Source organism: Streptomyces nitrosporeus (assembly GCF_008704555.1).
In the GTDB taxonomy this organism is placed as follows: Bacteria; Actinomycetota; Actinomycetes; order Streptomycetales; family Streptomycetaceae; genus Streptomyces; species Streptomyces nitrosporeus.
In genome coordinates this window covers 6,954,971-6,969,487 of the sequence record NZ_CP023702.1, presented here as the reverse complement: position 1 = coordinate 6,969,487, position 14,517 = coordinate 6,954,971, and the positions used below count along the sequence as shown (strand labels likewise).

Genomic DNA, 14,517 nt, shown 5'->3' with positions numbered 1-14,517 from the left:
CCTTCGACGGTAGCAGGCAGCCCTTTTTGGTCCAGACCAATTGGTCGGGTGTGCGGGGGTGTCCGCGGGCTCAGGCGCCGGCCGGAATCCGGCCGGGCCTCCGCAGGGGCACGGCGAGCTCGTGCAGGGCCCGCTCCAGCGCGTGGAGGTGGGCGAGCACCGGCGATGCGCCCGCCGGCTCCGCGGCCGGCGCATCGCCGGGGAGGAGGTGCCGCCCGGCAGCCGGTGCGTCGGTGAGCGCCTCGACGGCGGTCTCCACCCGCCGGCAGGCCGCGGCGAGCCGGGCATCGTGCGAGGCCTCCGGGTCGGCGGCGACAAAGGCCAGGCCGCGCACCTCGCGGGCGCAGTCGTCGAGCAGCGCCAGTACCCGCCGCGCCCGCCGCTTGCGGGCCCTCACCGGATTGAGCGGATGCACCAGCGGCGCGAGGGACAGGCGCATCCGGCCGAGGATCGCCTCCAGCTCGGCGACGCGCGAGGGCGGGTCGGCGTCCTCGCCCCCGGCGAGCCTGGCGGCGGCCTCCGCCGTGCAGCTGCGCACGCACCTCAGCGCCCTCTCCACCCACGCCTCGGTCACCGAGTGCGTGGTCACCGGCAGCACGAACAGCACCGCCAGCACGGCGCCGAGCGCCCCGGCCGCCGTCTCGGTCACCCGCAGCACGAGCAGACCCGCGTCGAGCACGCCGAGCAGCCCGTACAGCATGCTCGCCATCACGGTCACGGCCAGCATCATCCAGGTGTAGGAGACAGCGGCGGTGTAGAAGATGCCGAACACGCTCACCGCCACGACCACGGCGGCCACCACCGGCTCATGGTGCAGCGGCAGGGCCACCGCGAAGCCCAGACCGATTCCGAGCACCGTACCCAGGAAGCGTCTGAACCCGCGCACGACGGTCTCGCCCCGCGAGGTCGTGGCCACGAACACCCACCAGGTGGCGCCGACCGCCCAGTACCAGCGTTCGCCGGAGAGCACCTGGCCCACCAGGAGCGCGAACCCCGCCCCCGCCGTCGCCTGCACGGCCTGCCGCGTCGTGATCCGCCCGAGCCCCGTCGCCCCGTCGAAGAGGGCGACCGCCACGGGCGCCGCGATGCGCCGCTCGTAGCACCACACCCCGAAGCGCACCACCGACGACGCGAGGAGGGACAGCGGTACGGCCACGTACAGCTCGGGCAGCCGGCCGGGCACGATGTGCAGGAACTGGGCGGAGAAGTAGGCCATGAAGCCGAACACGCCCAGCGCGTGCCCGCGGGGCCCCCACCGCCGGGCGTACACCCCCGCCCCGACGACGGCGAGGAACACCAGGTCACGCGCGAGGGGCAGATCGTGCAGCACGGCGGCGAGCGTGAGCACCGGGAGGCCGGCGACGGGAAGGAGCGCGGTCGTGACCGCCTGCCCGCGCACCGTCGGGTCGGTCACCGTGAACAGGGCGAGCAGCGCGGCCAGGCCGCCCGTGACGGCCGCCTCCGCCGAGTGCCCGGCAGCCCCGCACAGCGCCACGGCGAGCCCGATGCCGAGCACGGCCCGGGAGGCGGACCGCAGTCGCATCAGCCCCGGGTCCTGTGCGACGAACGCCCTCTTCAGCAAGGTGTCCCGCCCTTTCGCGCAGAAAGCCCGCGCAGACATGAGAAAGGCGCCGCAGAGCTCCCGGAGGGGAACGCGCAGCGCCATCGACGGATATATCTGAGCATCCGCGGGGCTGATGGTTCAACTGAAACCAATTTCATTGGACCAATGGCCCATGATCCTCTCGTCTCCCACGGCCGCGGCAGAGCCAACGGACCAACCCCGGGCACCACCGGTGCGCGAACGGCGGCCACCGCCCCCGGCTCCGGGGCCTGCCCTGCGCGTGCCCCGGCGGCCGGCCCCGGCTCCCGGCCGCATGCCTCGCCCTCCGCGCCGGCGGCCGCGTCACGGCGAGTCCGCCCCCGGCCCCCGGCGCCGATAAGCTGCACCGGCGGCAGGAGGGCGGCAGAGCCCGGACACGGCAGGAGGCAGCCGGACATGGCGGTGGACGCCCTCGACACCCGTATCCTGCGGCTGCTCATCGAGCAGCCACGCACCAGCGTCCGGGAGTACGCGCGCATCCTCGGCGTGGCACGCGGCACCCTCCAGGCCCGGCTGGACCGGCTGGAACGGGACGGGGTGATCACCGGCACGGGGCCGTCGCTCTCGCCGTCCGCGCTCGGTCACCCGGTGCTGGCCTTCGTCCATCTGGAGGTCACCCAGGGCCGCCTCGACGAGGTCGGCGAGGCCCTCGCGGCCGTACCGGAGATCATCGAGGCGTTCTCCACCACGGGCGGGGGCGATCTGCTGACCCGGGTGGTGGCCCGGGACAACGGCCACCTGGAGGACGTGATCCAGCAGCTGATCCAGGTGCCGGGCGTGGTCAGGACACGGACCGAGGTGGCGCTGCGCGAACGCGTTCCGCACCGGGTGCTGCCGCTGGTGGAGGCGGTGGGCCGGGCCGTCGGCCGGCCCCGGCCCGGCTCTCCGGCGGCCGGTGCCTGACCGGCTCCCGCACCGCTCCCCGCGAAGGTCCCGCGCACCCTCCCGCCCCGGTTCCGCCGGCGGTGGCGAAGGCCCCGCCGACGCGGCGGCTCCGGCCACGGCGGCTCGCCTTCTCCCCGTCGGCCAGGGGGAGTTCGGGTCCGCGACGGCAGGGGGATCCGCCGGCCGCCCGGCACGGCGCACCCCGGGACCGGCGGAAGGACGCCCGGGCGAAGCGAGCCGTCCGGGACCGATAAGCTGATCATGCCGCGCACCCCGACGCACCGTACCGAGCCGCCGGGCCCGATGAGGTCGCCGCCGCGGCAGTCGGAAGAGCGGGCCACAGGACGAGATTGGTGTGCACAGGTGCTGGTTGCTGGACGGTACCGGCTGATATCCCCCATCGGCCGTGGCGGTATGGGCGAGGTGTGGCGCGCCACGGACGAGGTGCTGGGCCGGGCGGTGGCCGTGAAACTGCTGCTGGGCGACCACGCGGACGCGTCCTCGACCGCCCGGTTCCGCCTGGAGGCGCAGACCGCCGCGCGCCTGAGCCACCCCCACCTCGTGGCGGTCTTCGACTTCGGCTCGTGGGAGGACCGCTTCTACCTGGTGATGGAGCTGGTCGAGGGGCAGAGCCTGGGCGACCTGCTGAAGACCCAGGAGATGGTCCACCCCGAGCAGGTCGCCCGGATCGCCGGCCAGGCCGCCGCGGGGCTGGCCGCGGCGCACCGCCAGGGCATCGTCCACCGCGACATCAAGCCGGGCAACCTGATGCTGGACGCCGAGGGGTCGGTGAAGATCGGTGACTTCGGGATCGCGCAGTTCGTCGACGACCCGTCCACGGCACTGACGGGTGCCGGCCAGATCGTCGGAACGAGCCTGTACCTGGCGCCCGAGCGTGCGCTGGGCCGTACCGCCGACTCCGCCTCGGACATGTACTCGCTGGGCTGCGTCATCTACCAGCTGCTGGTCGGGCGCCCGCCGTTCCGCTCGGACACCGCGACGGCGACGTTGTACATGCACGTGGACACCCCGCCGGTGCCCGTACGGCAGTGCGGGGTCGACATCTCCCCCGCCTTCGACGCCTATCTGCTGGGTCTGCTGGCGAAGCAGCCGGAGGACCGGCCGAGCGCGGAGCAGGTGTCCGACTGGTTCCGTACCGACGCGTGGCGCGGACAGCCCGAGCCGCTGCCGCCGCACATCCCGTCCGCCGTGCCCCCGGCCGTCCCCGCGGCCCCCGCCGCCCCGGTCCCCTCCGCGCCCGCGGTGCCCGGGACGCCGGCGACGGCCGGGGGCGTGGCGACGTACCGGCTGCCCCAGCCCTCGGGCCGCAGACGGGCGGCCCCCGCGTCCCGGGCGGCGGGACCGGTGCCCGCCCGCAGGCGCAGCACCGGTGAGGCCATCCGGCGCAGGCCCCGTGTGGCGAGCGCCGTCGCCGGGACGATCGCCTTCCTGGCCGCCGTGTATCTCGGTACGGTCCTGTTCGCACCGGATTCCGGGAAGGCGGACGTCCAGGACCCCTCCCCCTCCTCGACGGCGGAGGTCGGCTCCCCCGCCGCCGGGGACCCGGCCGGCAGCGGGCCCGGGGAGCCCGACGAGGACGAGCCCGACGAGGACGAATAGGTCACCAGCGGCCGTGGACCCCGGCCCGGATCCGCCGGTCGTACAGGTCCCGCACCGCGTCCAGGGTCTCCTGCGGCAGCGGGGGCAGTGAGGCCGCCGCGGCGTTGGCCCGGGCCTGTTCCACCGCACGCGCGCCGGGGATGACACTGGTGACACCGGGCTGCTGGACGATCCAGCGCAGCGCGGTCTGCGCCGGGGTGGCCCCCTCGGGCGCGAGCCCCGCGAACTCGGCCGCCGCCGCCACCCCGGTCGCGTAGTCGACGCCGGAGAAGGTCTCCCCCTGATCGAACGCCTCGCCGTGGCGGTTGTACGTGCGGTGGTCCCCGGGGGCGAAGACGGTGTCGGCCGTGTACCTGCCGGAGAGCAGTCCGGAGGCGAGCGGTACCCGCGCGATGATGCCGACCCCGGCCGCGAGGGCGGCGGGCAGCACCTCGTCCAGCGGCTTGAGGCGGAACGGGTTGAGGATGATCTGGACACTCGCGACGCCGGGCCGCGCGATGGCGGTGAGCGCCTCCGCGCAGGTCTCGACACTCACCCCGTAGGCGGCGATCCGCTGTTCGGCGACGAGCGTGTCGAGCGCGTCGTAGACCTCGTCACGGGAGTAGACCGGGGTCGGCGGGCAGTGCAACTGCACCAGGTCCAGGGTGTCCACACCGAGATTGGCGCGGGAACGGTCGTTCCACGTACGGAAGTTGTCGAGCACGTAGTTCTGCGGGAGCTGGTCGGCGCGCCGCCCCATCTTCGTCGCGACGAAGACGCCCGCGTCGGGGCGCTCCTTCAGGTAGCGGCCGATGAGCTGCTCGCTGCGGCCGTCCCCGTACACGTCGGCCGTGTCGAAGAAGGTCACGCCCGACGCCACGGCGGCGTCCAGCACGCCGAAGGCGTCGGCTTCCCCCACCTCGCCCCAGTCCCCGCCGAGCTGCCATGTGCCCTGTCCTACGACCGATACGTTCCGGCCGGTCCTGCCGAGTATGCGTTGCTCCATGCGGATGATGCTACGGCTGCGACGGCTCCCGGTGGCCGGGCGGTGTCCGCGCCGTCGTGCGACGCCCGGCCGGCGGCCGCACAGTGGGAGGCAGGGACACAAGCGGTGCCCGCGCGGCGCCTGCCGTGCCGGGTGCTCACCGTCCGACCGGGGCATCACCGGGCGGAAGGAGCAGGAACGTGAGCAGTGACGGCGCACGACGTTTCGTGGTGCAGATCCATGACGCCCGGCGGATGCATTTCGACTTCCGTCTGGAGGTGGACGGCGTGCTCAGATCCTGGGCGGTGCCACGCGGTCCGTCGGACAACCCCCGGGACAAGCGGCTGGCCGTGCCGACGGACGACCATCCGCTGGAGTACCGCACCTTCGAAGGGGTGATCCCCCGGGACGAGCAGGGCAGCGGCACGGTCATCGTCTGGGACCAGGGGACCTACCGGCCCCTGGGGCACGCGCCGGACGGTGTCCCGATCCCGTTCGCGGAGTCCCTGGAGCGCGGCCACGCGACGTTCTGGCTGGACGGGGCGAAGCTGCACGGCGAGTTCGCCCTGACCCGCTTCCACATGGGCGAAGGGGACGGAGGTCCCGGCCCGGAGACATGGCTGCTGATCAAGGCCGACGACCGGCTGGCCGTGCACGGCCGGCCGGGTACACCCGATCCGCACCACGCGCGTTCGGCCCGCACCGGCCGCACCCTGCACCAGGTGGCCACGGCCGCGCGCCGTACGGGCACGGCCGACTGACCTCCGCGACCGCCGCGAAGACGCGGAACCGGGCCTGCGGGCACCGGACCGTGCCTCACCGCGCGGCTGCGGGCCCGGCGATCCGGGCGGCGAGCTGTTCCCGCAGCCGGGTCAGACGGGCGATCTCCGCGTCGAGTGCGGCCAGCCGCCGGGCGGCCACCCCCTCGTTCCCCGCTCCCCTCCCCGCGGGAGCCGCGCACTGCCTCGGCCCCCCGTCGGCCAGCAGGTCCAGCCGGTCCGAGCAGTGCCGTACGTCCCCGACCGTGAGCCCGAGTGCCAGCAGTTCGCGGATCACCCGGACCCTGGCGACGTCCCGGGCGCCGTAGTCGCGCTGGCCCGTCGTGGTCCGCGGCGGCGGGGGCAGCAGCCCCCGCTCCTCGTAGAAGCGCAGGGCCCTGGGTGTCGTGCCCGCCGCTGCCGCCGCGTCACCGATCCGCATCCGCCACCCCCGGTGTCCCGTGGTCAGGTGAGTGTGACCACGACGGTCCCGAGATGGCGACCGCCGATCACTTCGTGCAACGCCCGTGCGGCCCCGTCCATGCCCGCGATCCGCACATGGGGGAAGGTGATCTCCCCCGACCGCAGCCATCCGCCGAACGTCCGGTTCCACTCCTCCTGGACCTCCGGGTGGTCGAGGCCGCTGATCCCCCGCATCGTGATCCGTTTGACGACGAGCTGGTACGAGTCGAGCCCGACCGGGGCCGTGGTGCCGTCCCCGTCCGGGGCCAGCTGTCCGGAGAGCGCGCCGACCAGGGCGAACCGCGCCCCGGGCCGGGCCACTTCGACCGCGGCCCGCAGTTGCGCGCCACCGACCATGTCGACGAGGACGTCGATGCCCCCGGGGGCCGCTTCGGCCAGCCGGGCCGCGAAGGTCCGCTCGGGTTCCCTGAGGACGACGGCGTCGTAACCGAGGCTTCCGGTCATCGTGCGCGCCTTGGCCGGTGAGCCGGTGCTCCCGATCACCCGCCCCGCTCCCAGCAGCCGGGCGGTCCGGCCCGCCGTCGAGCCGACCGAACCCGCCCCTCCGGCCACGAACACCGTGTCCCCGGGCCGCAGTCCGGCACCGCGGGTGAGCGCGGCGTAGGCCAGGGCCCCCTGGGAGAGGTACTCCACCGGCTCGCGCAGGCTTCCGTCCAGCGGGACGCACCCCGCCGCGGGCACGGCCGCGTACTCACGCCAGCCGAAGTAGTGGAAGACGGACGTACCGACCGGCGGTCCGCCGGGCCCCGGGTTGGCGACCACCTCTCCGACGGCCGCGCCGAACAGGGTGTCCCCGGGCATCAGCGCCGGGAAGGGGGTGTCCTGGAGGCCGCCGCCGATGACCGTACGCAGGGCCGGGAACACCTGGAAACACCGGTTGCGCACCAGCACCTCGCCCGCAGCGGGCCGTGGCAGCGGTGTTCCGACGACCTGGAAGTGCTCGGGGCGCGGCAGCCCGTCGGGGAGGGAGACCAGGCGGACTTCGCGGGACTCGGGGGGCAGGGGCGGCCGGGCTGTCATGAGGGCTCCTCGTCTGCGGGCCTGCCCCCGGGCGGTCGGCCGGAGGCAGGCGGAGGTTAAACCCTCACCCGCGCGTCAGGAGCAAGCCCGGTTCCTCACGCGCTCTTCCCGTTGACCAGGTGGGCGAAGACCACGACGTTGTCCTTGTAGTCCTTCGCCTTCCTGTCGTACTCGCCGCCGCAGGTGATCAGCCGCAGCTGGGCGGTGCCGTTGTCGGCGTAGACCCGGTCGTCGGGGAAGTCGGCCTTGCTGAACGTCTCGACGGAGTCGACCTTGAAGGTGGCCACGACACCGTCCTCCCGGGTGATGTCCACCGTGTTCCCGGCCTCGAGGGTGCGCAGGAGCAGGAAGACCGCCGGGCCGGTCTTCGTGTCGACGTGTCCGGCGACCACGGAGGTGCCCCGCTCGCCCGGGGTGGCGGCGTCCTTGAACCAGCCGACCAGGTTCGGGTCGTTCGCCGGCGGTGCGTTCAGCTGTCCCGAGGGCCCGATGGAGAGGGGGGTGAACGGCGCGTCGACGGAGATCTCCGGGATCGAGATCCGCGAGGGCTCGGACCGCGGCAGCCCCGGGTTGGCCACGGTCCCGGAGGAGGGGGATGAGGAGGGGGCCGGGCCGGACGGGGCCGGCCGGGCGGGGGCGGACACCGCGGGCGACGGCGGTGGGACCCCGGCCGAGGCGTCGAGGGAGTTGTGGACGAGGAGGAAGCCCAGCCCCACCGCCGCGGCCGGCCACAGCAGGGACCGGCCGAGTGAGGGGCGTGCGGAGTCTGGTTCGGACGGCTGCGGGGCGGCCATGCGCGTGCTGCCTTTCGTGTGCGGGACGTGCGGTGCGGTCGGGAGCCGTGGGGAGAGCGGTACGGCCAAAGGTGCTGCGGAAACCGGCGCGGCCGCCGCCCGGAGAGGACGGCGGCCACGACAGATCCATCGAGCGGTGCGGGGCGGCGTCAGGCGGCTGCCGTGCCCGTGGCGTTGCGGCGGCGCATCCGGTACGCGGCGACTCCGAGGCCACCGAGCATCAGCACCGACCCCGCGGCCAGCCCGCCGCCGGAGAGCGCCATCGCGCCGCCACCCGTGTGGACGCCGCCTTCGGGCTTCTCGTGCTTCCACGACTCCGGCTTCTCACGGTCGTCACCGGCCGAGTTGGACTCCTTGTCCTTCTCCCAGTCGTCCGACGAGACGAGAGCGGCGAGCGCACCGCTGCCGGCGTGGACACCGCCTTCCGGCTTCTCGTGCTTCCACGACTCCGGCTTCTCACGGTCGTCACCGGCCGAGCCGGACTCCTCGTCCTTCTCCCAGTCGTCCGACGAGACGAGAGCGGCGAGCGCACCGCCACCGGTGTGGACACCGCCCTCGGGCTTCTCGTGCTCCCACGACTCCGGCTTCTCACGGCCGTCGCCGTTGCCGTCCTTCTCCCAGTCCCCCGAGAAGATGCCGGCGAGCGCACCGCCACCGGTGTGGACGCCGCCCTCGGGCTTCTCGTGCTCCCAGGAGTCCGGCTTGTCGCGGTCGTCGTTGCTGCTGCTGGAGGTTCCGCTGTCCTTGTCCCAGTCATCCGCCGAGGTCACGGCGTATGCGGCGGGAACGGAGACCGCGAGGACCGCCGTGACGGCGGCCGATGCGAACAGGGTGCGGGCAGAGCGCATGGATACACAGTCCTTCCGCCACTCCTGCGACGGCGGGCGGAATGCCTGCACATCGGATTCGCAGGGGCGACGTGATCCACCGTCAGCTCAAACTCCGCGGCCCACCACCGGAGAGCGCCGCACGGGGGCGGCTCCATGGGCCCATCGTGTGACAGCACGCCGGATGTCACCCGTTGGACGGCACGCCACGCCGACGGCATGTTTGGGCCGCGGACGATCCCCGGTGGAGGGGGCGAGCGACCCGACCGGGCGTCAGTTCCCCTTCCCCGCCGGGGGATGGGGAAAGACGGCGGGGCCCGGCAGCCACTGCTGCCGGGCCCCGCCCCGCGTGCCGGACGACGCAGACCTCAACCACCCGTCCGACCGCGCGTCACTCCACGGTGCAGGCCTCACCGTCCACGGTGAACGCCGTCGGCTCGGCGTTGTCACCCGTCGAACTGCCGGTGAAGCCGAAGCCCGCGGAGGACCCGGGCGCCACGGTACCGTTCCAGGCGACGTTGGAGGCGGTCACCTTCGCGCCGTCCTGCTGGTGGGTGGCGTTCCACATCTGGCCGATCCGCTGCCCGCCCGGGAAGGTCCAGCCCAGCCGCCAGCCGTCGTACGCGGTGCTGCCGGTGTTGGTGACCTTCACATCGGCCTGGAAACCGCCCGACCACTGGTTGGTGACGGTGTACGTCACCGAGCAGGTGGCGTCCCCGGGCGGGTCCGTGCCGGGGTCGGTGCCCGGGTCCGTGCCGGGGTCGGTGCCTCCGCCGTCGCTGTCCGAGGACTCGCCGACCTGGATGCCGCGCCCGTTGGTGGAGACGTAGACCCTGCCGTAGACCCTGGGGTCGCCGGTGATCGCGGCGCCGGTCCACGCCCACTGGTGGGCGTCGTCGTTGATCCTCGTCCAGGTCGCCCCGGTGTCGGTGGACCGGAAGATGCCGCGTACGCCGCCGATCTTCGCGCTGACGAAGACCGTCGGGTAGGACGCTCCGGCCGCCGCCTTGCCGAAGCCCACGCTGTCCGCCTGCTCGACGCCGGTGAACCTGGTGAAGGTGGCGCCGGAGTCCGTGGAGCGCCACAGCCCGTACGTGCCGCCGGCCGAGCCCCCCGCGAACCAGATGTCGCCCTCGGTGCCGGGCAGCGCCTTGAAGCGGACGTTGCCCTCGGCGGGCAGTCCGGTGGCCGCGGCGGTGAAGCTGGCTCCGCCGTCGGTGGAGACGTAGAAGGTGCCCGCCTTGAAGCCGTAGAACTTCTCCGGGTTCTTCCGGTCGGACTCGACCGTGGCTCCGGCCGGGATGCCGGTGGACGCGGTCCAGGAGTTGCCGTAGCCGGTGGTGTGGTGGACGCCCGCTCCCTCGGGGCTCCAGACGAAGCCGCTGCCGTCGGCCGCCGCCGCGACCGTGCCGCCGCCGGTGACGCCGGAAGGCTCCGATCCCTGGAACCAGTTGGCGCCGTTGTCGGTGGAGAACCCGATGTGCGGGGCCTCGTCGGCGTTGCCGACCCGTACGACCGTGTCCGGCGAGGCCTCAGCGAAGTCCAGGCTGGTCGTCGAGTCGAGGTTCGGCGAGGTGTACATCAGCTCCGGCACCTCGTCGAGGTCGGTGTGCCGGAAGCCTCCGATGTCACCGAGCGCGCTGAGCAGAGGCGCGCCGGAGGGCGGACTGGCCAGGTCGTTGACGGCGGTCTCCTCCAGCCCCTTCACCATCGGGGTGATGGTGAAGGGGGAGCCCGAGTCCCAGGCCGTGAGGTTCTCCGTGCCGAAGACCGTGGCTCCGGTCCCGTACATCATCCGGTCCGAGTCGAAGGGGTCGATCTCCAGCGACTCCGTCATCCAGCCCAGCTTGGGCGCGGTCTCCGGCGGTGCGGGGTTCGCGCCCCAGCTGAGCCAGGGGACGGAGGAGACGTCCAGGGTGTAGCGGTTGGAGCGGTTGGGGTAGCCGCTGTAGTCCCATGCCTGCGTCCAGGTGGCGCCGCTGTCCGTGGAGCGGAAGATCTGGGTGTCCGGCCACCAGGAACTGTAGGCGGTGGCCATCAGGGTGCCGGGGTCCTGCCGGTCCACCGACAGGCCGCTGAAGCCGTAGTAGGTGTCGGCCTCCGCGACCGGGCTGACGTCCTGCCACGCGCCGGTCGCGGTGTCGTACCGCCAGATCCGGCCCTTGGCGCCGTCGTACGGGCCGCCGGTGTCGCTCAGCGTCAGGTAGAGGTGGCCGGTGCCCGAGTCGAGGACGCCCTTGTGCGCGAGGTAACCGGTGGGCTGGCCCGCGATACGGGACCAGGTGGCACCGCCGTCCGTGGAGCGGTAGACGGTGTTCTCCTTGTCGGCGACGCCGACGTAGATGTCCTGGGTGGCGCTGCCCGCGGTGCCGGAGCGTTCGTCGAAGGTGACCCAGACGATGCCCTGGTTGTCGTTGCCGTAGCCGCTGGTGTCGGCCGGGTCGGCCTGGTAGTCGCCGGGGTTGGGGAAGGCCGTCACCTCCGACCAGGTGGCCCCGGAGTCGGTGGACCGCCAGAGTCCGTTGCCGCTGGGCGCGCCCAGGTAGAGCACGGAGTTCTTGTTCGGGTCGACGGCGAGCCGCTCGCCCATCCCGCGTCCGGGCATGTTGCCGCCCAGCTTGAAGGGGAGGGTCGTCGCCTTCCAGGAGGCGCCGCGGTCCGAGGAGCGCAGGACCGCGCCGTTGGTGGGGTCCCAGCTGTTGGTGTACGTCCCCACGGCCGCGTACACGTTGTCGGGGTCGGCCGTGTCGGAGGCGAGGCTCACCACGCCCGTCCAGCCCCAGCGGTCCCAGTCGATCCAGTCCAGCAGGGGCTTCCACTCCTTGCCCGACTGGTCCCAGCGGTAGGCGCCGCCGATGTCGGTCCGGGCGTAGGCGAGGTTCTTCTCGGACCGGTTGAAGACGATCCCGGGTACGAAACCGCCCCCGTCGATGCGGGCGTTCTTCCAGGTGTAGGTGTCCGCGGCTATCGACACATCCGATGCTTCGCTTGCGGCGGGAGCGTCATCGGAGCGCGCGGAGGCCGGGGTCCCGGTGATCGACAACCCGGCGGTCAGGGCGAGTGCCGCTATGAGTGCGGCGACGGGTCTGGTGCTTAAACGCACGGAAGCGTCCTCTCCGAGCTGAACCGCCGCAGGGGCGGTGGGGGGAATGGGGCACAGACATGGGAGCGCTCCCAAGCGCATCCCGATGGTAGCGCCGCCCCCAGAGAGACAGAAGGGCCGTGCACACGTTTCATCGGATGAATATGGGGACGGCTCCCGCCTCCCGGCACAGTCGGGGAGCGGGAGCCGCCGGAGCGCGGGGCGGGCCCCGGTCAGCCGGAAGAGGTCCGCCGGCCGCCGGGAGGGACGGTTCCCGCGGCGTCGCGGACACTGTCGCGCGCGGCCTGCGCGACAGCCGCGGCCGTGATGCCGAACTCCTCGTAGAGGCGCTGGTAGTCGGCGGAGGCGCCGTAGTGCTCGAGGCCGACGATGCGGCCGGCGTCGCCGACGACCTCGCGCCAGCCCTGGCCGACGGCGGCCTCGACGCTGACCCGGGCGCGGACGTCCGGCGGCAGCACCTCGTCCTGGTAGGCCGCGGACTGCTCGGCGAACCATTCGCGGCAGGGCATGGAGACCACCCGTACGGCCAGGCCCTCGCCGGCGAGCAGGGTGCGGGCCTCCAGGGCGATGTGGACCTCCGAGCCCGTGGCGACGAGGATCACCCCGGGGGTGTCCCCCGGTTCGCGGGCGAGGACGTACGCGCCGCGGGCCGCGCCCTCGGCGGGGGCCAGGGCTCCGTCCCCGCGGTCCAGTACGGGGAGGTTCTGCCGGGTCAGGACGAGGCCGGCGGGCCGGTCGGTGTGTTCCAGGACCGTCCGCCAGCAGACGGTGGTCTCGTTGGCGTCGGCGGGGCGTACGACGTCCAGTCCGGGGATGGCGCGCAGGGCCGCGAGGTGTTCGACCGGCTGGTGCGTCGGGCCGTCCTCGCCGAGGCCGATCGAGTCGTGGGTCCAGACGTAGGTGGCGGGCAGCTTCATCAGGGCGGCGAGGCGGACGGCGGGCCGCATGTAGTCGCTGAAGGTCAGGAAGGTGCCGCCGTAGGGCCGGGTCAGGCTCTGCAGGGCGATGCCGTTGAGCACGGCGCCCATCGCGTGTTCGCGGATCCCGAAGTGCAGGGTGCGCCCGTAGGGTCCTCCCGCGAACTCCTCGGTCTGCCGGTCGGAGGGGACGAAGGAGGGCTCGCCCTCCATGGTGGTGTTGTTGCTCCCCGCGAGGTCCGCGGAGCCGCCCCACAGCTCGGGCAGTACCGGCGCGAGGGCGGTGAGCACCTCGCCGGACGCCTTGCGGGTGGCCATGCCCTTCGCGTCGGCGGCGAACACCGGCAGTGCCTCGGTCCAGCCCTCGGGCAGCCGCTGCCGGGTCAGCCGGTCCAGCAGCGCGGCCCGTCCGGGGTTCGCGGCCCGCCACGCCTCGTAGCCGGTGGTCCAGCGTTCGCGCGCGGCCAGGCCGCGTTCACGGACCGCGCGGGTGTGGGCGAGGACCTCGTCCTCGACGGCGAAGGACGCCTCGGGGTCGAATCCCAGCAGCCGTTTGGTGCCGGCGACCTCCTCGTCGCCCAGTGCCGATCCATGGGCCTTGCCGGTGTTCCGCTTGGTGGGAGCGGGCCAGCCGATGATGGTGCGCAGCATGATCAGGGAGGGGCGGGAGCGTTCCGCCCTCGCCTCCTCGACGGCGGCCAGCAGCGCGTCGACGTCCTCGACGTAGTCGCCCGTGCGGGTCCAGTCCACGGTCTGCACGTGCCAGCCGTAGGCGGCGAAGCGCGCGGGCACGTCCTCGCTGAAGGAGATGTCGGTGTCGTCCTCGATCGAGATGTGGTTCGAGTCGTAGAACGCCACGAGGTTGCCGAGCCGCTGGTGGCCGGCGAGTGAGGCGGCCTCGGAGGCCACGCCCTCCATCATGTCGCCGTCGGACGCCAGGACGTACACGTGGTGGTCGAAGGGGCTGGTGCCGGGGGCGGCGTCCGGGTCGAGCAGCCCGCGCTCCCGGCGGCCGGCCATGGCCATGCCGACGGCCGCGCCCATGCCCTGGCCCAGCGGGCCGGTGGTGATCTCGACCCCTCGGGTGTGCCGGTACTCCGGGTGGCCGGGGGTCGCCGAGCCCCAGGTCCGCAGCGCCTTCAGGTCCTCCAGTTCCAGGCCGTAGCCGGCCAGGTAGAGCTGGATGTAGAGGGTGAGGCTGGTGTGGCCGCACGACAGGACGAAGCGGTCCCGGCCCAGCCACTGGTCGTCGGCGGGGTCGTGCCGCATGACCTGCTGGAACAGCAGGTAGGCGAGCGGGGCCAGGCTCATCGCCGTGCCGGGGTGCCCGTTACCGGTCCTCTGGACGGCGTCGGCGGCCAGGACCCGTACGGTGTCCACCGCCCGCACATCCACGTCCGTCCACCCCGCCGCACCTGCCTGCGGGAGGGCGAGAGAGGGGTCGCGCGGCGGGGTGCCGCCTGACGGGGAAGGCTGAGGGGCCATGGTTTTCGTCTCCCTGGAGAGTTCGCTTTCCCGGTGCGGAGGACCGGTCCTACGGCTG

General features: G+C 73.3%; 11 protein-coding genes. 3 read left to right on the top strand and 8 right to left on the bottom strand.

The annotated features are described in order from the left end of the window. Positions 1–70: 70 nt before the first annotated feature. On the bottom strand, positions 71–1,582 hold the full coding sequence (locus tag CP967_RS30845; protein ID WP_150491115.1) for an FUSC family protein: 1,512 nt from the start codon (positions 1,580–1,582) through the stop codon (positions 71–73). A gap of 417 nt (positions 1,583–1,999) precedes the next feature. Between CP967_RS30845 and CP967_RS30840 the strand changes: the two genes are divergently transcribed. Together CP967_RS30840 and CP967_RS30835 are read left to right on the top strand one after the other, a co-directional pair. Further along, positions 2,000–2,506, top strand: coding sequence for an Lrp/AsnC family transcriptional regulator (locus CP967_RS30840; RefSeq protein ID WP_150491114.1), 507 nt, complete (start codon positions 2,000–2,002; stop codon positions 2,504–2,506). Positions 2,507–2,902: 396 nt separating this feature from the next. Continuing rightward, the gene (locus CP967_RS30835) at positions 2,903–4,108 is read left to right on the top strand and encodes a serine/threonine-protein kinase (RefSeq protein WP_229888298.1); all 1,206 of its coding nucleotides are present in this window, start codon (positions 2,903–2,905) and stop codon (positions 4,106–4,108) included. A gap of 1 nt (position 4,109) precedes the next feature. Here the strand turns inward: CP967_RS30835 and CP967_RS30830 are convergent, their stop codons facing one another. Beyond that, a complete protein-coding gene (locus CP967_RS30830; protein ID WP_150491113.1) occupies positions 4,110–5,093 on the bottom strand; it encodes an aldo/keto reductase in 984 nt (327 codons plus the stop codon). Between the two features lie 125 nt (positions 5,094–5,218). Here CP967_RS30830 and CP967_RS30825 point away from each other — a divergent pair, with 125 nt between their 5' ends. Further along, positions 5,219–5,833 (top strand): DNA polymerase ligase N-terminal domain-containing protein, encoded by a 615-nt coding sequence (locus tag CP967_RS30825; protein WP_150491112.1) that lies wholly within the window; start codon positions 5,219–5,221, stop codon positions 5,831–5,833. Positions 5,834–5,888: 55 nt separating this feature from the next. Here the strand turns inward: CP967_RS30825 and CP967_RS30820 are convergent, their stop codons facing one another. The 6 genes from CP967_RS30820 to tkt form a co-directional block, all read right to left on the bottom strand. Beyond that, positions 5,889–6,272 (bottom strand): MerR family transcriptional regulator, encoded by a 384-nt coding sequence (locus tag CP967_RS30820; protein WP_150491111.1) that lies wholly within the window; start codon positions 6,270–6,272, stop codon positions 5,889–5,891. Positions 6,273–6,295: 23 nt separating this feature from the next. Beyond that, complete coding sequence (locus CP967_RS30815) at positions 6,296–7,333, bottom strand: MDR family NADP-dependent oxidoreductase (protein ID WP_150491110.1); 1,038 nt, start codon at positions 7,331–7,333, stop codon at positions 6,296–6,298. Positions 7,334–7,428: 95 nt separating this feature from the next. After that, the gene (locus CP967_RS30810; RefSeq protein ID WP_150491109.1) at positions 7,429–8,127 is read right to left on the bottom strand and encodes a class F sortase; all 699 of its coding nucleotides are present in this window, start codon (positions 8,125–8,127) and stop codon (positions 7,429–7,431) included. 149 nt (positions 8,128–8,276) lie between these two features. Next, positions 8,277–8,975, bottom strand: coding sequence for a hypothetical protein (locus CP967_RS30805; RefSeq protein ID WP_150491108.1), 699 nt, complete (start codon positions 8,973–8,975; stop codon positions 8,277–8,279). A gap of 370 nt (positions 8,976–9,345) precedes the next feature. Further along, complete coding sequence (locus CP967_RS30800; protein WP_341874678.1) at positions 9,346–12,057, bottom strand: cellulose binding domain-containing protein; 2,712 nt, start codon at positions 12,055–12,057, stop codon at positions 9,346–9,348. Between the two features lie 212 nt (positions 12,058–12,269). Next, positions 12,270–14,459, bottom strand: a complete 2,190-nt coding sequence (tkt, locus tag CP967_RS30795) for a transketolase (RefSeq protein WP_150491107.1) — start codon at positions 14,457–14,459, stop codon at positions 12,270–12,272. Between the last annotated feature and the right edge of the window lie 58 nt (positions 14,460–14,517).

Excerpts from the sequence above, each read along its gene's own strand:
- CP967_RS30840 (WP_150491114.1), top strand. The coding sequence starts at position 2,000 with ATGGCGGTGGACGCCCTCGACACCCGTATCCTGCGGCTGCTCATCGAG.
- CP967_RS30835 (WP_229888298.1), top strand. The coding sequence starts at position 2,903 with ATGGGCGAGGTGTGGCGCGCCACGGACGAGGTGCTGGGCCGGGCGGTG.
- CP967_RS30830 (WP_150491113.1), bottom strand. The coding sequence starts at position 5,093 with ATGGAGCAACGCATACTCGGCAGGACCGGCCGGAACGTATCGGTCGTA.
- CP967_RS30820 (WP_150491111.1), bottom strand. The coding sequence starts at position 6,272 with ATGCGGATCGGTGACGCGGCGGCAGCGGCGGGCACGACACCCAGGGCC.
- CP967_RS30815 (WP_150491110.1), bottom strand. The coding sequence starts at position 7,333 with ATGACAGCCCGGCCGCCCCTGCCCCCCGAGTCCCGCGAAGTCCGCCTG.
- CP967_RS30810 (WP_150491109.1), bottom strand. The coding sequence starts at position 8,127 with ATGGCCGCCCCGCAGCCGTCCGAACCAGACTCCGCACGCCCCTCACTC.
- CP967_RS30805 (WP_150491108.1), bottom strand. The coding sequence starts at position 8,975 with ATGCGCTCTGCCCGCACCCTGTTCGCATCGGCCGCCGTCACGGCGGTC.
- tkt (WP_150491107.1), bottom strand. The coding sequence starts at position 14,459 with ATGGCCCCTCAGCCTTCCCCGTCAGGCGGCACCCCGCCGCGCGACCCC.